General features: G+C 74.2%; 16 protein-coding genes. 9 read left to right on the forward strand and 7 right to left on the reverse strand.

All coding sequences use genetic code 11. The features are described 5' to 3' along the window. The first annotated feature begins 24 nt into the window (after positions 1-24). From ligD to ADK60_RS39625, 3 genes are read left to right on the forward strand one after another with little or no spacing between them, the layout of a single operon-like run. Entirely contained in the window at positions 25-1,023 is a 999-nt protein-coding gene (gene ligD / locus ADK60_RS39615) for a non-homologous end-joining DNA ligase (protein ID WP_053651798.1), read from the forward strand. A gap of 51 nt (positions 1,024-1,074) precedes the next feature. After that, positions 1,075-1,731, forward strand: coding sequence for a GNAT family N-acetyltransferase (locus ADK60_RS39620; RefSeq protein ID WP_053651779.1), 657 nt, complete (start codon positions 1,075-1,077; stop codon positions 1,729-1,731). A 17-nt stretch (positions 1,732-1,748) separates the two neighbouring features. Next, positions 1,749-2,633, forward strand: coding sequence for an aminoglycoside phosphotransferase family protein (locus ADK60_RS39625; RefSeq protein ID WP_053651800.1), 885 nt, complete (start codon positions 1,749-1,751; stop codon positions 2,631-2,633). A 33-nt stretch (positions 2,634-2,666) separates the two neighbouring features. Here the strand turns inward: ADK60_RS39625 and ADK60_RS39630 are convergent, their stop codons facing one another. Beyond that, on the reverse strand, positions 2,667-3,269 hold the full coding sequence (locus tag ADK60_RS39630) for a hypothetical protein (RefSeq protein ID WP_053651781.1): 603 nt from the start codon (positions 3,267-3,269) through the stop codon (positions 2,667-2,669). Between the two features lie 115 nt (positions 3,270-3,384). Further along, on the reverse strand, positions 3,385-4,581 hold the full coding sequence (locus ADK60_RS39635; protein WP_053651783.1) for an 8-amino-7-oxononanoate synthase: 1,197 nt from the start codon (positions 4,579-4,581) through the stop codon (positions 3,385-3,387). Positions 4,582-4,752: 171 nt separating this feature from the next. Between ADK60_RS39635 and ADK60_RS39640 the strand changes: the two genes are divergently transcribed. Next, a complete protein-coding gene (locus tag ADK60_RS39640; protein ID WP_199839865.1) occupies positions 4,753-7,245 on the forward strand; it encodes a DEAD/DEAH box helicase in 2,493 nt (830 codons plus the stop codon). A gap of 110 nt (positions 7,246-7,355) precedes the next feature. Here ADK60_RS39640 and ADK60_RS39645 read toward each other — a convergent pair whose 3' ends face one another. Further along, positions 7,356-8,255: a hypothetical protein gene (locus ADK60_RS39645; RefSeq protein ID WP_159400766.1), complete on the reverse strand. Its 900-nt coding sequence runs from the start codon at positions 8,253-8,255 to the stop codon at positions 7,356-7,358. A gap of 284 nt (positions 8,256-8,539) precedes the next feature. Here ADK60_RS39645 and bioB point away from each other — a divergent pair, with 284 nt between their 5' ends. The 5 genes from bioB (at position 8,540) to ADK60_RS39670 (ending at position 13,607) form a co-directional block, all read left to right on the forward strand. Continuing rightward, on the forward strand, positions 8,540-9,805 hold the full coding sequence (gene bioB / locus ADK60_RS39650; RefSeq protein ID WP_053651788.1) for a biotin synthase BioB: 1,266 nt from the start codon (positions 8,540-8,542) through the stop codon (positions 9,803-9,805). A gap of 91 nt (positions 9,806-9,896) precedes the next feature. Beyond that, a complete protein-coding gene (locus ADK60_RS39655; protein WP_053651790.1) occupies positions 9,897-11,201 on the forward strand; it encodes an adenosylmethionine--8-amino-7-oxononanoate transaminase in 1,305 nt (434 codons plus the stop codon). A gap of 68 nt (positions 11,202-11,269) precedes the next feature. Next, a complete protein-coding gene (gene bioD / locus ADK60_RS39660; protein ID WP_045939893.1) occupies positions 11,270-12,064 on the forward strand; it encodes a dethiobiotin synthase in 795 nt (264 codons plus the stop codon). 142 nt (positions 12,065-12,206) lie between these two features. Next, the gene (locus tag ADK60_RS39665) at positions 12,207-12,653 is read left to right on the forward strand and encodes a hypothetical protein (protein ID WP_063764289.1); all 447 of its coding nucleotides are present in this window, start codon (positions 12,207-12,209) and stop codon (positions 12,651-12,653) included. A 285-nt stretch (positions 12,654-12,938) separates the two neighbouring features. Then, complete coding sequence (locus ADK60_RS39670; RefSeq protein WP_053651792.1) at positions 12,939-13,607, forward strand: AfsR/SARP family transcriptional regulator; 669 nt, start codon at positions 12,939-12,941, stop codon at positions 13,605-13,607. A gap of 88 nt (positions 13,608-13,695) precedes the next feature. Here the strand turns inward: ADK60_RS39670 and ADK60_RS39675 are convergent, their stop codons facing one another. From ADK60_RS39675 to ADK60_RS39690, 4 genes are read right to left on the reverse strand one after another with little or no spacing between them, the layout of a single operon-like run. Then, the gene (locus ADK60_RS39675) at positions 13,696-14,631 is read right to left on the reverse strand and encodes a class I SAM-dependent methyltransferase (protein ID WP_053651794.1); all 936 of its coding nucleotides are present in this window, start codon (positions 14,629-14,631) and stop codon (positions 13,696-13,698) included. 20 nt (positions 14,632-14,651) lie between these two features. Further along, a complete protein-coding gene (locus ADK60_RS44260; RefSeq protein WP_107094834.1) occupies positions 14,652-16,820 on the reverse strand; it encodes a glycosyltransferase in 2,169 nt (722 codons plus the stop codon). Positions 16,821-16,862: 42 nt separating this feature from the next. Beyond that, entirely contained in the window at positions 16,863-17,798 is a 936-nt protein-coding gene (locus ADK60_RS39685; protein ID WP_045939882.1) for a UbiA prenyltransferase family protein, read from the reverse strand. A 13-nt stretch (positions 17,799-17,811) separates the two neighbouring features. Then, on the reverse strand, positions 17,812-18,843 hold the full coding sequence (locus tag ADK60_RS39690; RefSeq protein WP_286185331.1) for an NAD-dependent epimerase/dehydratase family protein: 1,032 nt from the start codon (positions 18,841-18,843) through the stop codon (positions 17,812-17,814). Positions 18,844-18,928: the final 85 nt, after the last annotated feature.

Here is an 18,928-nt window from a genome sequence, read left to right on the forward strand (position 1 = left end):
AGCGTGAGTGGCATGGGCTCTGCCGTGGAACTGGATGTCGCCGGGCGCACCGTCCGGCTGTCGAACCCCGACAAGGTGTACTTCCCGGAGCGCGGCTTCACCAAGCTGGACGTCGCCGAGTACTACCTGGCGGTCGCGGACGGGGTGCTGCGCGGGCTGCGGGACCGGCCGACCACGCTGCAGCGGTTCCCGGACGGGGTGGAGGGCGAGTTCTTCTACCAGAAGCGGGCACCGAAGGGCCTGCCCGACTGGCTGCCGACCGCGCGGATCGCCTTCCCGAGCGGGCGCTCGGCGGACGAGATCTGTCCGACCGAGCCGGCGGCGGTGCTGTGGGCGGCGAACCTCGGCTGTCTGACCTTCCATCCATGGCCGGTGCGCCGCTCGGACACCGACCACGTGGACGAGCTGCGGATCGACCTGGACCCGCAGCCGGGCACGGACTTCCGGGACTCGGTGCGGGTCGCGCACGAGCTGCGGGCCGTCCTGGAGGAGCACGGGCTGCGGGGGTGGCCGAAGACCTCGGGCGGGCGCGGGGTGCACGTGTACGTGCCGCTGGTGCCGGAGTGGACGTTCACCGACGGGCGGCACGCGGTGATCGCACTGGGCCGGGAGCTGGAGCGGCGACTGCCGGGGCGGGTGACCACGGCGTGGTGGAAGGAGGAGCGCGGGGAGCGGATCTTCGTCGACTACAACCAGATGGCGCGGGACCGGACGATCGCCTCCGCCTATTCGCTGCGGGCCCGGCCCCGGGCGACGGCGTCGACGCCGCTGCTGTGGGAGGAACTGGACGACGCGCTGCCGGAGGACTTCGACCTGCGGACGGTGCCGGCCCGGTTCGCGGAGGTGGGCGATCCGCACGCGGGGATGCAGGGTGAGGCGTTCCGGCTGGAGGCGCTGCTGGAGCTGTACGAGCGGCAGGTCGCGGACGGTGCGCACGGCGAGCTGCCGTATCCGCCGGACCATCCGAAGGCGGCGGGCGAGCCGACCCGGGTGCAGCCGAGCAGGGCACGGAAGAAGACCTGACGTGATCACGTAGGCTGATCGCCCACGAAGATCACCAAGGGGCGGGAAACGATGGCTGCACGGGGGCTGCGGGAGATTCTGGCGGACGCGGGGGCCGGGGTGTTCCCGCCGTCGGACGGTTCGGTGACGGTGGTGCCGCAGCCGTCGCCGCGCGAGGCGGGGGTGCTGTCCTTCTCCGCGCACGCGGTGGTGTTCACCGACGAGGACCCGGACTGGGTGCGGGCGACGCTGGCGGCCACGCCGAGCGACCCGCTGGCCGCGCCGCTGTGCCCGCCGTTCCTGACCGCGTTCGCCCGCCGCACCGGCCGGGAGAACGGCAACATCGACCTCCTGACGGTGGCCGACCGCCTGCCCGGCGAGCCGCCGGTGCCGCTCGCCCCGGTCGCCGACCTGGAGCACCCCCGGGTGGTGCGCGCGCTGCGCTACCGCGAGGACGTGCGGGTGTTCGAGACCGAGGACGGGAGCGGGGTCCTGGTGCTGGGGCGCGGTGTCGCCGGGCGCTGGGAGTGTGCGATCGAGGTCGGTCCGGCGGCCCGCGGCCGGGGCCTGGGGCGGGCCCTGGCGCTGGCGGCCCGGCACCTCGTCCCGGACGGCGGTCTGGTCTGGTCCCAGCAGGCGCCGGGCAACGCGACGAGCGTGCGGGCGTTCCAGGCCGCCGGCTACCGGCCGGTGGGCGCGGAGACGCTGCTGGTGGTGGGGCGGCCGTGACGGCCGACCCTGGCGACGTGACGGCTCTCGCGACCGTTCCCGAGGAGGTGCGGGCCCGGCTGGTGACCCGCTTCGGGCCGGGTGCCCGGGAGTGGTGCGCGCGACTGCCACGGCTGGTGGACGGGCTGGCCGGGCGCTGGGGGCTGGCGGTGCGGGCGGCCGGCGGGGGCGGCACGTCGCGGGTCTTCCGCTGCGAGCGGCTCACCGACGGTGCGGCGGTGTGGCTCAAGCTGACGCCGGACGCCGAGGTGGCCCGGCAGGAGGCGGTGGCGCTGACCGCGTGGCGGGCAGTGCCGTCGGTGGTGGGGCTGCTGGCGGAGGACGCCGGGTCCGGGGCGCTGCTGCTGGCGGACGTGCGGCCGGGGACGACGCTGCGCGAGCGCGGTTGGCGGCCTGCGGAGGTGGCCGGGATGCTGGCCGCGATGCGCTCGGTGCCCGCGCCGCCCCGTACCGCCCTGCCGTCCCTGGCGGAGCGGCTGGACTTCCTGTTCGACCTCACCGAGCGGCGGGCCCCCGGGGTGTCGACGGCGGACGCCCGGGCCCTGGTCCGCGAGCTGACCGGTGACGGCGGCCCGGTCGGGCTGGTCCACGGCGACCTGCATCCGTCGAACGTGCTGCTCGGCCCGGCCGGGCCGGTGGCGATCGACCCGCGCGCCTGCCTGGGCGACCCGGACTTCGACCTGGTCGACTGGGCTCTCGACGGTGTGGCCGATCCGGGGGCGTTGTCCGCCCGGATCGCCGAACTGACCGCCCTGGTCGCGGGCGCGGACGCCGGTCGCGTCCTCGCCTGGTGCCGGGCGGCGGCCGTCCTGATCGCCGCCCCGCGCGTCGCCGCGGGCCGCGGGAGCGCCGGCCACGAGGACGCCGGCACGGCGTTCCTGCGGGAGCTCGCGGGGCTGTAGCGGGGCTGTGGCGGCGCTGCAATCGCGCTGCCGTCAGCGGGCGGACGGACCTCGCCGGGCGGACGGTCCGGGACGCCCGGCGATCCCCTGTGCTCCGCCCGCCGAGGGCCGCAGGCGGTGGTTCTCCGCGTCCTTCAGCTCGCGCCGGAGGTCGGCCAGGATCGTGGAACCCGGCTGGAAGTCGTACGACTCCAGGCCGGGAAGGTCGAGGTCCCGGCGGAGGGCCGCGACCGCGAGGTCACGCCACCCGTAGAGCTCCTCGGGGCGACGGCCGCCGTCCCGGGCCCAGTGCCGGCAGCAGTGCCGCAGGCCGAGGACGGCGCCCCGGGCGATGGCGGTCGCGCACATGCCGCCCGGCCCGTAGAACCAGCCGTTGAGTGCCGCCGCCACCCGCCCCGCCGCCTCGGGGGTGAGCGGGGAACCCGAGGCGTGCGACAGTTCGCCCAGGATGCGGAAGGCCTCCGGGTAGGACTCCAGCCGGGCCTTGTGGAGATCCAGCGCCCAGCCGGACTTGAGGTCGGTCAGCCACCGGGCCCGTTCCCGCCGCTGCTGCGCGAGGGTCAGGGCCGCCCCGACGGAGGCGACCACCAGGGCGACGAGCCCGGACAGCAGGGCCGTGACAAGCTGCTCGCTCATGGCCCCCGCCCCGGTCACCGGTCGTCCGAAGGACCCATGATGGCAGCCCGACGGACCGTCAGCAGCCTTTTGCCGAAAGCCACTTGCCGGGGCCGAGGCGCCCCGGGCACAAGCGTCACCCGGTGGCGCGGGCACCCTCCGGCGCGGTGGCGGCGATGACGCGGACGGCCTCGGCGATCTGCTCGTCCGTCAGGTCGCCGCGCGCGGTCAGCCGCAGCCGGGAGATGCCGTCCGGGACGGACGGGGGGCGGAAGCAGCCGACGGCGAGACCGGCCCGGCGGCAGTCGGCGGCCCAGCCGACGGCGGCCTCGGGGCCCGGGGCGCGGACGGACACCACGGCCGCGTCGGGGGTGGAGGCGTGCAGGCCGGCGGCGGTGAGGCGGGCGGCCAGGGTGCGGGCCACCTCCCGGGCGCGCTCGGCGCGGTGGGGTTCGGCGCGCAGCAGCCGCAGTGCGCCGAGGGCGGCGCCGGCGGCGGCGGGGGCGAGGCCGGTGTCGAAGATGAAGGTGCGGGCGGTCTCGGTGAGGTGGCGGATCACCCGGCGGGGGCCGAGCACGGCGCCGCCCTGGGAGCCGAGCGACTTCGACAGGGTGACGGTGGTGACCAGGTCGGGTGCGCCGGCGAGACCGGCGGCGGCCGGGGCACCGCTGCCGCCGGGGCCGAGGACGCCCAGGCCGTGCGCGTCGTCGACGAGCAGTGCGGCGCCGAACCTCCGGGTGGCGGCGGCGAGTTCGGCGAGCGGGGCGGCGTTGCCGTCGACCGAGAAGACCGAGTCGGTGACCACCAGCGCCCGGGGCCGCTCGCGCTCGGCGAGGATCCCGGCGACGGCGCCCGGGTCGCTGTGCGGGGCCCGGTGGACGTCCGCCCGGGCGAGCCGGCAGCCGTCGATCAGCGAGGCGTGGTTGTAGGCGTCGGACACGATGAGGGTGTCCGGGTCGGTGAGCGCGGTGAGCGCGGCCAGGTTGGCGGTGTAGCCGGAGGAGAAGACGAGGGCGGCCTCGGCCCCGCAGAAGTCGGCGAGCTCCTGCTCCAGCTCGGTGTGCAGCGCGGTGGTCCCGGTCACCAGCCGGGAACCGGTGGCCCCGGCGCCCCAGCGCAGCGCGGCATCGGCGGCGGCCCCGGTGACGGCGGGGTGGCGGGTCAGCCCGAGGTAGTCGTTCCCCGCGAGGTCGAGCACCGGGTCGTCGGCGGACCGGCTGCGCAGCGTCCGGGTGAGTCCGGCCCGGGCCCGCTGCTCCGCGGTCTCGTCGAGCCAGTCGAAGACGGCGCCGGGAGCGAGGGTGCGCGGTTCGGGCGCGGTGCGATTGACCATGCCCGGCACTCTGGCACGCCCCACGCGACCCGGGCAATGTGCGCCGTGGCACACGTCCGGCGGGGGTCGGGCGCGGCCCGCGCGGTCGGCCGGCCCGCCCGGTGGTGCCCCCGGGCTTTGCCGGGGGTGGCGGCGAGCAGGCAAGATGGGGCGGTGACCCTCCTTGATCTGATGCCGAAGCCCGCCACGCCCGACGCGCTGTACGAGACGTTCGCCGCCTGGGCGGAGGAGCGCGGGATCTCGCTGTACCCGGCTCAGGAGGAGGCGCTGATCGAGCTGGTGTCGGGGAACAACGTGATCCTGGCGACGCCGACGGGCTCGGGGAAGAGCCTGGTGGCGGCGGGTGCGCACTTCGCGGCGCTCGCGGAGGGGAAGCGGACGTTCTACACGGCGCCGATCAAGGCGCTGGTGTCGGAGAAGTTCTTCGACCTGGTGAAGATGTTCGGGACCGAGCAGGTCGGCATGATGACGGGTGACGCCTCGGTGAACCCGACGGCGCCGATCATCTGCTGCACGGCGGAGGTGCTGGCGCAGATCGCGCTGCGCGACGGCACCCGGGCCGATGTCGGCCAGGTGGTCATGGACGAGTTCCACTTCTACGCGGAGCCGGACCGCGGCTGGGCCTGGCAGATCCCGCTGCTGGAGCTGCCGCAGGCGCAGTTCCTGCTGATGTCGGCGACGCTGGGCGACGTGCGGCGGTTCGAGGAGGACCTCACCCGGCGCACCGGCCGGCCGACGACGGTGGTGCGCAACACGACGCGTCCGGTGCCGCTGTTCTACGAGTACCGCCGCACCACCATGCACGACACGCTGGAGGAGCTGCTGCAGACCGGCCAGGCGCCGGTGTATGTCGTGCACTTCACCCAGAAGGAGGCGGTGGACCGCGCGCAGTCGCTGATGAGCATCAACATGTGCTCGAAGGCGGAGAAGGACGCCATCGCCGAGCTGATCGGGAATTTCCGGTTCACCACCAAGTTCGGCCGCAATCTGTCGCGTTTCGTCCGGCACGGGATCGGTGTGCACCATGCGGGCATGCTCCCGAAGTACCGGCGGCTGGTCGAGCGGCTCGCCCAGGCGGGTCTGCTGAAGGTGATCTGCGGGACGGACACGCTCGGCGTGGGCGTCAATGTGCCGATCCGCACGGTGCTGTTCACGGCGCTGTCGAAGTACGACGGGCAGCGGGTGCGGATCCTGCGCGCCCGGGAGTTCCACCAGATCGCCGGACGGGCCGGACGGGCCGGGTTCGACACGGTGGGCCAGGTGGTGGCGCAGGCGCCCGAGCACGTCATCGAGAACGACAAGGCCGTCGCCAAGGCGGGCGACGACCCCAAGAAGAAGCGGAAGATCGTCCGCAAGAAGGCGCCGGAGGGCTTCGTCGGCTGGTCCGAGGAGACCTTCCAGAAGCTGATCGGCGCCGACCCGGAGCCGCTGGTCTCCCGGTTCAAGGTCACCCACGCCATGCTGCTGTCGGTGATCGCGCGGCCGGGCAACGCCTTCGAGGCGATGCGCAAGCTGCTCACCGACAACCACGAGGACCGGGCCGCGCAGCGCCGGCACATCCGCACCGCGATCGCCATCTACCGCTCGCTGCTGGAGGGCGGCGTGGTGGAGCGGCTGCCGGAGCCGGACGCCGAGGGCCGGATCGTGCGCCTCACCCTGGACCTCCAGGAGAACTTCGCGCTCAACCAGCCGCTGTCCACCTTCGCCCTGGCCGCCTTCGAGCTGCTCGACCCGACCTCGCCGTCCTTCGCGATGGACGTGGTGTCGGTGGTCGAGGCGACCCTCGACGACCCGCGGCAGATCCTCGCCTCGCAGCAGAACAAGGCGCGCGGCGAGGCCGTCGGCGAGATGAAGCGCGACGGCATCGAGTACGAGGAGCGGATGGAGCGGCTCCAGGAGATCACCTACCCGAAGCCGCTGGAGGAGCTGCTCACCCACGCCTACGAGGTGTACCAGCGGGCGCACCCGTGGATCGGCGACCACCAGCTCCAGCCGAAGTCGGTGGTGCGGGACCTCTACGAGCGGGCGATGACCTTCTCGGACTACGTCGGCTTCTACGAGCTGGCCCGCACCGAGGGCATCGTGCTGCGCTACCTGGCCGGCGCGTTCAAGGCGCTGGAGCAGACCGTCCCCGAGGACGTGAAGACCGACGACCTCAAGGACATCATCGCCTGGCTGGGCGAGCTGGTCCGCCAGGTCGACTCCAGCCTGCTGGACGAGTGGGAGCAGCTGGCCAACCCGACCGGGCCGCAGACGGCCGAGGTGGTGCTGGACGACAAGCCGGCGCCGGTGACGGCGAACGCGCGGGCGTTCCGGGTGCTGGTGCGCAACGAGATGTTCCGCCGGGTCGAGCTGTGCGCGCTGGAGCACTACGACGAGCTGGCCGCGCTGGACGGCGAGTACGGCTGGGACGCGGACCGCTGGGCGGACGCCATGGACGGGTACTGGGACGAGTACGACGACCTGAGCACCGGTCCGAACGCGCGCGGCCCGAAGATGCTGATCATCGAGCAGGAGGACTCGGCCTGGCGGGTGCGGCAGATCTTCGACGACCCGGAGGGCGACCACGACTGGGGCATCAGCGCCGAGGTCGACCTCTTCGGCTCGGACGAGGAGGGCCGCGCGGTGCTGCGGGTCACCGCCGTGGACCGGCTGGGCGGCTGACCGTCGCCGACACCGGCATCGGCTGACGGTCAGTCAGCAGCGGTGACCGGACGGGGAATCGGGGGGAGGGGCGGGCCGCGGCCCGCCCCTCCCCCGTTCGGTCCGTGCTCCTACATCCAGACGAACGGCGCGCCCGCGCTGTGCGAGACGGCCCGGGTGGCCTCGTCGAGCAGCTGGTCGAGGCCGGCGGTGCTCGCCGAGGGAACCGGCAGCGGACTCGCCGGGGGGACGGGCGCACCGACGGTGGGCGAGGCGGTTCCGGTACCGGGCACGGAGGGGGCGGCCGCGGGGGCGGCGGCCCCGCCGCCGGGGTACATCTCGGCGGGCCGCGAACTGGCCACCGTCACGTAGTGGCCGACGAGTTCGACCCGCGGCTCGATGGCGGGCCGGGCCAGGCCGGCCGGCAGCGCGGGCGCGGCGGAGGCGTCCGGGAGGATGAAGGCGACCGTCCCGGACTTGGCGCGCAGCGCCTCGGCGGCGCGGGCCGCGGTCGGGGCGTCGGTGAAGCGCAGCAGGGTGACGCTGCTCAGCACCGGCCTGTCCTGGGCGGAGAAGCTGACCGCGAGGTAGCCCTTGCAGCCGGCCTCGCGCAGCAGGTCCAGGGTGCGGTCCTGGAGCACCTCGGTGCAGTTGTCGCCGCGCCGCACGCCGGAGCGCTTGCCCTTGTAGGAGCCGGACTCCACGATCCGCTGGGCGGGGAAGTAGGCCTCGACGTCGAGGGCCTCGGGGTCGACGAGCGTGCGCTGCGGCGGGTCGCCGACGATCGGCGGGGTCTTGGACGCCTCCTTGCTGGAGGGGCCCAGCCCGGGTATGTAGTCGCCGGGCGTGGGGCGGGTGACGATCCATCCGCCGGCCGCGACCACGCCGACGACGGTGATCCAGCCGACGACCCGTCGGGCGGTCACGCGTCTGGGCCGGTACGCCCCGTCCGGCCGTTCGGACACGTCGTACGCCGGCCGCTCCGCCGGTGATTCTGCCGATGACGGGGCGCGCTCCCCCTGCGTGGTCATGCGGCCGATTGTATGCAGGTCACGAGTGGTGGAGATCACGGGGGCGGAGCGGCGGCCGGGGTGCCGGGAAGCGCTGCGGGAGGGCCGTCGGGAAGGGCTGCGGAAGGGCCTGCGAGAGGGCCGGTGGAAGGGCCTGCGGGAGGCCCGCCGGGGGTCCTCGCCTGCGACGTGACCGGCGCCACTACCGTGAGCTTCGACACTGTGACAACTCGCACATCCTCCCCGGGATCTTCTGGTGGGTTTCCTCTGGCGTCCGTCGCGGCCCAGCAGGCAGGATCAGGCCCATGGATCTGCTCGATACCCTCACCGCCAAGGGCCTGCGTGGGGAGACCCCCACCCGCGAGGAGGCGCTCGCCGTCCTCGCCACCACCGACGACGAGCTGCTCGACGTGGTCGCGGCCGCCGGGCGGGTGCGCCGGCGGTGGTTCGGCCGCCGGGTCAAGCTCAACTACCTGGTGAACCTGAAGAGCGGGCTGTGCCCGGAGGACTGCTCCTACTGTTCGCAGCGGCTGGGCTCCAAGGCCGAGATCCTGAAGTACACCTGGCTCAAGCCGGGCCAGGCCGCCGAGGCGGCGAAGGCCGGCGTGTCGGGCGGCGCCAAGCGGGTCTGCCTGGTGGCGAGCGGCCGCGGCCCGACGGACCGTGACATCGACCGGGTGACCGACACCGTCGCGGCCATCAAGGAGGCCGACCCGGCGGTGGAGATCTGCGCCTGCCTCGGCCTGCTCTCCGACAACCAGGCGGAGCGGCTGAAGGCGGCCGGTGTCGACGCCTACAACCACAACCTGAACACCTCCGAGGGCACCTACGGCGACATCGCCACCACCCACACCTACGCGGACCGGGTGGACACCGTGCAGAAGGCGCACGGCGCCGGCCTGTCGGCCTGCTCGGGCCTGATCGCGGGCATGGGCGAGAGCGACGAGGACCTGGTGGACGTGGTCTTCGCGCTGCGCGAGCTGGGCTCCGACTCGGTGCCGGTGAACTTCCTGATCCCGTTCGAGGGCACGCCGCTGGCGAAGGAGTGGAACCTCTCGCCGCAGCGCTGCCTGCGGATCCTCGCCATGGTGCGGTTCGTGAACCCGGACACCGAGGTGCGGATCGCCGGCGGCCGCGAGGTGCACCTGCGCAGCATGCAGCCGCTGGGCCTGCACCTCGCCAACTCCATCTTCCTGGGCGACTACCTGACCAGCGAGGGCCAGGCCGGGCAGACCGACCTCGACATGATCGCGGACGCCGGCTTCGAGGTCGAGGGCATGGGCGAGAGCACCCTGCCCCGGCACCGGGCGGACATCGCGGCGGCGGCCGGCGGCTGCGGCACGGCCGCGGTGCCCGGCGAGGGCGCGGACGCCGCTGTCGGCGGCTGCGGCACGGGCGGCGGCTGCGGCCCCTGCGGCGGCCACGGGCACGCGGTGCCGGCGGCGACCGCCGGCGAGACCGCCGTGCCGGCCACCGAGCAGGCCGCCGGCACGGCCGCCGACGAGGTGCGCACCGACCTGGTGCGGGTCCGGCGCCGCGGCGCCGGCACCGAGCTGGCGCCCAACGCCTGACCCCCTGTCCCGGTCCGGACCGGCCCGCACCGGACCGCACCGGACCGGACCGCACCGGACCCGACCGCATCCCTCGGAAAGTCCTCTCCCCATGACCCAGTTGTCCACCGACACCCTGATCGCGCTCGACCGGGCGCACGTCTGGCACCCGTACGGGCCGATGCCCGGCACCGCCACCCCGTACGTGGTGGAGTCCGCCTCCGGCGTCCGGCTGCGGCTGGCCGCGCCGGTCGCGGGCGGGCGGCGCGAGCTGGTGGACGGCATGTCGTCCTGGTGGGCGGCGATCCACGGGTACGGGCACCCGGTGCTGGACGAGGCGGTACGCGGGCAGCTGGGGCGGATGAGCCACGTCATGTTCGGCGGGCTCACCCACGAGCCCGCCGTCCGGCTGGCGGCCACCCTGGTGGAGATCACCCCGGAGCCGCTGCGGCACGTGTTCCTCGCCGACTCGGGCTCGGTGGCCGTCGAGGTCGCGATGAAGATGTGCCTGCAGTACTGGCAGTCCGTGGGCCGGCCCGAGAAGCGGCGGCTGCTCACCTGGCGCGGCGGCTACCACGGGGACACCTTCCACCCGATGTCGGTGTGCGACCCGGAGGGCGGCATGCACCAGCTGTGGGGCGGGGTGCTGCCCCACCAGCTGTTCGCCGCCGAGCCGCCGGCCGGCTTCGACGCCCCGCTCGACGACGCCTACGCCCGGGCCTTCGAGGAGCTGGTGGAGCGCCACGCGGGCGAGCTGGCGGCGGTGATCGTGGAACCGGTGGTGCAGGGCGCCGGCGGGATGCGCTTCCACTCCCCCGCCTACCTCCGGATGCTGCGCGAACTGTGCGACCGGCACGGGGTGCTGCTGGTCTTCGACGAGATCGCCACCGGCTTCGGCCGCAGCGGCGAGCTGTTCGCCGCCGACCACGCGGGTGTCGCCCCGGACGTGATGTGCCTCGGCAAGTCGCTCACCGGCGGCTACCTCACCATGGCGGCCACCCTGTGCACGGCGGAGATCGCGGACGGCATCAGCCGCGGCACGGTGCCGGTGCTGGCCCACGGGCCGACGTTCATGGGCAACCCGCTGGCGGCGGCGGTCGCCAACGCCTCGATCGACCTGCTGCTCGGGCAGGACTGGGCGACCGAGGTCAAGCGGATCAGTACCGGGCTGAGCACGGGCCTGGCGGACGCCGCCGCGCTGCCGGGCGTCAAGGACGTCCGGGTGCTCGGCGCGATCGGCGTCGTGCAGCTGGACCACCCGGTGGACATGGCGGCGGCGACCGAGGCCGCCGCCCGGGAGGGCGTCTGGCTGCGCCCGTTCCGGGACCTCGTCTACACCATGCCGCCGTACATCACCGGTGACGAGGACGTGGCGCGGATCGCCCGGGCCGTCACGGCGGCGGCCGCCGCCGGGTGAGCGCAGTGGCCGACACCACGACGGACCGGATCGGGATCGGGATCGGGAACATGGACACGGACGGGGACATGAGCGGGGACGCGGGCAGGGACACCGACGGCACCACGGGCGGACGCGTCGTCTTCGTGACCGGGACCGGCACCGAGGTCGGCAAGACCGTCACCACGGCGGCCGTCACGGCGAGCGCCCTGCGGGCCGGTCTGCGGGTCGCGGTGCTCAAGCCCGGCCAGACCGGGGTCGCCCCCGGCGAGCCGGGCGACGCCGAGGAGGTCCGCCGGCTGGCCGGGCCCGCGGCGCCGACCCCGGACGCCCTCACGCTGCGCGAACTCGCCCGCTACCCCGAGCCCTTGGCGCCCGACACGGCGGCCCGCCGGTCCGGCTTGCCGTGCCTGCCGGCCGAGGACGTGGCGAAGGAGGTCGCGGCCCTGGCCGAGCGGCACGACCTGGTGCTGGTCGAGGGCGCCGGCGGGCTGCTGGTCCGCTACGACGAGCAGGGCCGCACGCTCGCCGACCAGGCGCGCGCGGTGCGTGGACTCGGCCTGCCCGCCGAGGTGCTGCTGGTGGCGACGGCCGGTCTCGGCACGCTGAACACCACCGCGCTCACGGCCGAGGCGCTGGCCGCGCGCGGTCTGCCGCTGCTCGGCGTGGTGGTCGGCGCCTGGCCGGACTCCCCCGGGCTCGCCGACCGCTGCAACCTCACCGACCTGCCGCGGGCGGCCGCCGGTGCGCCGCTGCTCGGCGCACTGCCCGAACACGCGGGCCGGGCGGCGGACTTCACCGCGCTCGCGGTCGCCGCGCTCGCGCCCGCGCTGCACGGCGACTGGGACGCCGCCGCCTTCACCGCCGAGCACGGGGCCGGCTGATCCGAGGGCCCGGAGGCGGCCGGGCCCGCACCGCCACGCCCCCTGCGCCCCCGGTGGCGGAACCGCACCGTTTTCGCTCGATCGGGTGAGATCCCGGCCCGACCCCGCCCCCGGTCCCCGGACGCTCAATACGGTTCTCCGCATGACGGATGGCCTGATGGTGGACGAGGCCCTGCGGGCCCTGGCCGCGCTCGAAGCGGCTTGGAAGGACGACGACGAGGCCCTGGCCGCGCTGGCCGCCGGGGGGCCGACCGAGCAGCCGCTCGCCGCGCTGGTCGCGCGCTACGGCGAGCACGCCGTCGACACGCTGATGGCGCTGGCCTTCGGCCTGCGGTCGAGCATGACCGACGAGGAACTCGCCGAACTCACCGACGCGGTGAGTTCCAACATCGGTGCCCGGATGAGCGCCCTGCTCACCCGGACCCTGCGCGCCTGGGGCGAGACGGCCGGGGACGACCTCGGCGTGGTCAAGGTGATCGCGCACGCGGTGATCGACGCCATGCGGGCCGTCACCGAGGAGCCGAGCAAGACCGATGTGCTGCCCCTGCTCGCCACCTTCCGCACCTACGCGCTGAGCGACAGTTCCTGACGGTTCGTCAGTCCGAAGGGTTCTCGGGCCGCCGGAGGCGGGCGCGCGGACCGGGTCCGATCCGGCCATCCGACGGCCTTGAAGTGCCCTTGACACCCTCAAAGGTCTATACCATGCTGCCATCCGGCGCCCGGACGGCGGAGTCTTCTCCGCTTCCGCGGCGCCATTTCGGCGCAGGTGAGAGCGACGAACGGGGGCCATATTGTGCTGGTGCATATCCTGGGACCACTCCAGGTCGACGTCGACGGAAGGCCGGTACCACTCGGGGGGCGACGCAGCCAACTCGTGCTGGCGACCCTCGCCCTGACACCCAACTGGGTCGTCCCGCTGGACCGGCTGGTGGACAACCTGTGGGGCGCGGCGCCACCGGCCAGCGCCCGGACGCAGATCCGGATCTGCGTCTCCCAGCTGCGCCGCGCGTTCGCCGACGCGGGCGCGCCACCGGTGATCGAGACCCATCCGAACGGCTACCGGCTCCGGCTCGGGCCGGGCGAGCTGGACGCCACGCTGTTCAACGAGGAGGTCGCCCGCGCCCGGCTGCGGGCCGCCACCGGCCACCTCCCCGAGGCGGCCGCCGTCCTGCGGCAGGCCCTCGCCCGGTGGACCGGGCCGGCCATGGCGGGCCTGGACTGCCCGGCGCTGGAGTCCTGGGCCCGTCGGCTGGAGGAGAACCGGCTGCGCGCGGTCGAGGAGCGGGTGCGCCTGGAGCTGGCCCTCGGCCGGCCCGGGGACCTGGTCGGCGAGCTGCTCGAACTGGTCTCCGCGCACCCGTTCCGCGAGCACCTGCACGCCCTGCTGATGCAGGCCCTGCACCGCTCCGGGCGGACGGTGGAGGCGCTCGGCGTCTACCGCACCCTGCGCACCCAGCTCGTCGAGGAGCTGGGGCTGGAGCCGGGACCGGAGCTGCGGACGCTGGAGCAGGACATCCTCAACGGCGCCTGCCCGGCGTCCTGAGCCCTCTGGGCCGACCGGGCCGCCGCTCGGCCCCGCCCGCCCGGGGCCGGCCGCTCCCGGTCCCCCGAGCCACCCGCCCGGGTCGGGCTCAGCCGGTGTGGCGCCACCAGAACGACCCCGGCTCGTAGTGCTCGGTGACCCCGAGCCGGCGCCACAGCGGCTCGGCGATCCGCCGCAGCTCCGGGTCGGCGTGCACGAAGGCGTCCGGCAGCTCGACGTCGAACCGTCCCGGCGCGGCCGTCAGCAGTGCGGCCAGCAGGTACTGCTCGGAGTAGTGCCGCCAGCGCCAGGAGGTCGGGTAGTCCGCCGGGAGCATGATGTCGTGCACGTGGACGATCACCCCGGGCTTGAGCACCGGCAGCACCTCGAAGAAGAACACCGCCACGTCCGAGCCCATGTGGAGCCGGTGCGACCCGTCGAAGAAGACGATGTCGCCCGGCTCCAGCTCGCGGAACACCGCGAGGTCGGCGTGCTGGAGCGGGGTGCGGACCACCTCGTCGCAGAGCCGGTCGACGGTGGCGCGCGGGGCCGGGTCGATCGAGGTGATCCGGGTGCCCAGCCCGAGGTCCTCGACCGCCCGGCGGGCGAACTTGGTGGAGTTGCCGGAGCCGATCTCCAGGTAGCGGGCGGGCCGCAGCTCCGCCAGGAACCCGTACAGGGACAGCGCGTCCAGCGGCGGCAGCCAGCCGTTGTTCCAGTAGGGGGTGGAGCCGGCCGCGGTGCCCCGCAGCGGGATGCCGCTCAGCGAGTCGCCCAACTCCAGGAAGCCGGCGAGGCGTTCCGCGTAGCGCTCGCGGTTCTTCTCCAACAGGTCCCGCACCTCGGTGAGTTCGGCGCGCGGCTCGGGGGTGACCACGTGGTCCCAGAACAGCGGCTTGCGCAGCCCGAACGCCCACAGGGTGAGGCCGTGCAGCACCGGCCGCTCGCCGAGCCAGTCCACCGGCCGGCGCAGCGCGGGCAGGCGCTCCAGCAGTTCGACGCCGGAGGCGGTGCGGACGGCGGTCCGCAGATCCTTGAGCACCATGTCGTGTCCTTTCGGGGGGTTCAGAGCGAGAGCCAGAGGTCCTGCAGCCGGTGTTCGGAGATGCCTTCGGCGGACCGGAAGTCGTAGCGGTGGACCTTCACCGGGCCCCGGGTGAAGCTCCAGTCCAGCCGCCAGAGCGGGTAGGGGCGGTTGACCGCGCTGTCCCAGTCGAATCCGGCCGGTGCCGAGAACTTCCAACTCAGCGGCAGGAAGTCATTGTTGGCGCGAATCGCGTCGTCCGCGAGCGAGCGGATCCGGTCCAGGTCGCGCATCGCGGGGCTGGCGTTGAAGTCGCCGGCGACCAGGGTGCGGTTGGGGTTGCCCTTGAGCTCGGTCTCCAGGCCGCGGATCTCCTCCTGGCGCCAGGCGAACTTGCGCTTGAAGTAGGAGTCGAAGTCGAAGCCCGAGAACGGGTCGAGGTCGGGTGCCAGCGGCACGGTGACATGCACGTTGTAGACGCTGAGCACGGTGGCGCCGACCTGGAGGTCGGTGCGCATCACCTTGTCGCGGGCGAAGATCCGACTGAAGGAGGCGTCGGCCCCGAGGGCGGCGCCGGTGCCGACGGAGCGCTGGTCGACGATCGGGTAGCGGGAGACGGTGAGCAGTTCGCCGGTGCGGGCGATGTGGTAGCCGGGGAACTCGGCGGCGAGCCGGGCGTCGTCGTCGAGCCGCCGGTAGCCGTCCTCGCCGAGGCCGGGCTGCCAGACCACGTGTTCCTGGAACAGGTACACATCGGCGTTCTGACGGTGAATCAGGCTGTAGAGCCGGTCGACTCCGGTGGACGCGGCCCAGTACTGGGTGTTGAAGGAGACCACGTGCAGGGCTCCGGGCGGCACCGTCCGTTCGCCGTGCCACAGGGCGGGCCAGTTGAGGCCGGAGCCGGTGGTGAGGCCGAGCAGCAGCGGCGGCAGGGCGAGTCCGAGCGCCCAGGTGCGGCGCGGGCCGCAGGCGCCCGCGGCGGCGAGCAGCAGGAACAGCGGCACGGCGACGAGGAGCACCGGCGGGACGGCGTCGAACAGGATCGCCCAGTGCCAGCGTCCGCTGACCGACCAGCGGAAGAAGGCGTAGAGCAGCCAGGCCCCGGTGAGGCCGACCAGGGCGCGGCCGTACCAGGTGCGCAGCCGGCGGGCGGTCCGGCGGGCCCGGGTGGGTTCCGGGGCCGGTTCGCCGTCCGGCCCGCCGGCGGGCGCCCCGTCCTGCCGGTACATCCGGCGGAACTCCCGGCTGACCGCGAACCGGCCGACCCCGGCGGCGAGTCCGGCGGTGACGACGGCGTTCAGCAGGAGGTGGCAGAGGGTGAAGAAGACCAGGAAGCGGTAGCCGCGCTCCTGGCGGACGAAGCGGTACTGCCCGAGGTCGGTGAGGACGAAGGCGGTGAGCAGCAGAGCGGTGGCGAGCGCGGCCGCCGGCTGCCAGGCGATCAGGGGCAGGCTCAGCAGGGTGAGCGCGGCGAGCACCGAGGCGAGGGCCCGGCCGGGGGTTTCCATGCCCTGCATCGCGCGTCCGCGGTCGAGGTAGAACGGCACCCGCAGCCGGCTGCGCACGAAGGCCTTGCGCAGCAGCGGGCGGATCCGGTTCTCGTCGGAGAGCCGGCCGCGGACGCGCGAGGTGAGCAGCATGGGGTGGCGGGCGGCGAGCCGTTCGGCGTGGTCGATCTCCTCGGTCTGGCGCAGTGCCGGGTTGAACGGTCCGGCTTCCAGGAAGGCGGTGCGGCGGACGGCGCCGAGGGCGTAGAAGCCGCCGCTGACCAGTCCTTCGGCGCTCTTGCGCCAGTAGTGGTACTGGAGGATGCGGTACTGGCCGACGGGGCCCTCGGGGAACAGCGGTTCCTTGTCGGGGACTCCGAACACGGCACCGTACTCGGGGTGTTCGGCGAAGACCGCGACGGCTTCGGCGACGGCGTCGGGGTGCATCGCGAGGTCGGCGTCGAGGAAGAAGACGATGTCGCCGGTGGCGTGTTCGACGCCGAGGTTGCGGGTGGCGCCGGGGCCGCCGTTGCGTTCGGCGCGGATCAGGGTGACGGGGTGGGCGGCGGCGAGCGCGGCGGAGTCGTCGGTGCTGGCGTCGTCGACGACGATCACCTCGTGCACGGGGTGGCTCTGGGCGAGGACGGAGCCGAGGCAGAGGTCGACGGTGCGGCTGTCGTTGTACATCGGCACGACCACCGAGACGAGCGGTGTGGTGGGCATGGCTCCTCGTTCGGAAAGTCCGGGGGTCAACGGTGGTGTATGTCAGGTGAGTTGGAAGGTGAGCAGGAGGGCGGCCCAGAGCGCGGCGGTGGCCAGCATGGCCCGGTCGCGCAGCAGGGTGTGCACGGGGTTCCCGCCCTCGGCGTGCACGACGACGATCTGCAGGTAGCGGAACAGGGCGAACAGGGCCAGTGGGGCGGTGAGCAGGGCGCCGGTCTCGTAGCCGGACTCGGTGCGCAGGTAGAGCAGGTAGCCGACGACGGTGAGTCCGGAGCAGAGCACCAGCACCAGGTCGAGGAAGTGCGCGGAGTAGCCGACCAGTGCGGGGCGGTGGCCGCTGCCGGCGACGCCGAGTTCGTGGCGCCGTTTGCCGACGATGAGGACCAGGCAGAGGGTGAGCACGGTAAGGACCAGCCAGGCGGAGAGCGGGCGGCCGCTGGCCCCGTAGCCGCCGAGCAGGCGGAGCACGAAGCCGGTGGCGACGACGAAGACGTCCAGCAGCGGGAGGTGTTTGAGCCGCCAGCTGTAGGCGGCGTTGACGCCGAGGTAGAGCAGGACGGGTGCGGCGACGCCCGGTCCGGCGACGGCCAGGACGGGGACGAGCAGGGCGGCGAGGAGCAGGGCGAGGCCGACGGCGGTGCGTGGGGCGACCCGTCCGGAGGCGAGCGGCCGGTGGCGTTTGACGGGGTGGCGGCGGTCGCGTTCGACGTCGGCGAGGTCGTTGACGACGTAGACGAGCGAGGAGGCGAGGACGAAGGCGCCGACGGCGACGGCGATCCGGGCGGTCATGTCCCAGGCGAGGTCGGCGCCGAGCAGGGGCAGCGGGACGACCAGGATGTTCTTGGGCCACTGGCCGGGCCGGAGCAGGGCGAGCGGTGCGGGCAGGCGGGAGGGCCCGGCGGTGCGGCGGGCGGGCTCGGGCGGCCCTGCGGGTCGGCCCGTCTCGTGCTGCGAGCTCTGTTCGCTCAGGGAGGTCATGGCGGAGCGCTCCTCAGAAGAAGATCTTCACGGCGGACAGCAGTCCCTGGCTCCACGGGTCGCGGCTGGTGCGGCCCGCGTCGGGGCCGCCGGTGCGCGGGGCGGCCGGGGTCTCGTGCCGGGCGGTGCGCCACCAGTCGTAGGTGCGCAGGATGGCGTCGCGGTTGGAGAGCCGGGGGGCGAAGCCGAGCCGGTCGCGGGCCTTGTCGATGGAGACGTAGGAGTCGGCGGTGAGCTTGTGCAGCAGGCGTCCGTAGACGGGTGAGAGGCGGGCGCGCTGCAGGGTGTCGAGGACGGCGAGGGCGGGCCGGGCGGGCAGGCCGACGACGCGCTTGCCGTGGCCGGCGGCGTCCAGGACGGCCTGGAAGTCCTCGCGCAGGGTGCCGAATTCGGCGGCGGCGAGGTTGTAGGTGTCATTGGCGAGGTGGTCGGGGGCGTGCAGGACGGTGACCACCGCGTCCACCAGGTCGTCGATGCCGAACATCTGGGTGCGGACGTCGCCCCGGCCGAGCACGGGGAAGTTGCGGCCCTCCTCGGCCCATTCGAAGAGCATCGCGAACAGGCCCATCCGGCCGGGGCCGACGAAGGTCTTGGGCCGCAGGATCGGGACGCACAGGCCGTCGGCGCGGTGGCGTTCGGCGATCTCCTCGGCGGCGGCCTTGGCGCGGCTGTAGGTGTCGACGGGTTCGCGGGGGTGGGTCTCGGGAGTGGGGACCTGGCGGGGCAGGCCGTAGACGGCGGTGGAGGAGATGTGCACCACGCGGGGGGTGCCGGCGGCGCGGGCGGCGGCGAAGACGGCGCGGGTGCCGTCGACGATGATGGAGCGGATCTGCTCGTCCGGGTAGCTGGGGAGCGCGGCGGCGGCGTGGACCAGGATGTCGGCGCCGTGCAGGGCGCGGTCGAGGGCGGTGCGGTCGCGGATGTCGCCGACCACCACGACGCCCGGGCCGGGGCGCAGGTCGATGCCGCGCACGTGGTGGCCGTCGGCGGTGAGGCGTTCGGCGAGGCGCGAGCCGAGCATGCCGGCGGCGCCGGTGACGGCCACGGTGAGGCGGGGGGCGGGGCCGGGGGGGGGGGGGGGGGCCCCGGGGGGGGGGGGGGGGGGGGGGGGGGGGGGGGGCGGGGGGGGG

The organism is Streptomyces sp. XY431 (assembly GCF_001279805.1).
GTDB lineage: Bacteria > Actinomycetota > Actinomycetes > Streptomycetales > Streptomycetaceae > Kitasatospora > Kitasatospora purpeofusca.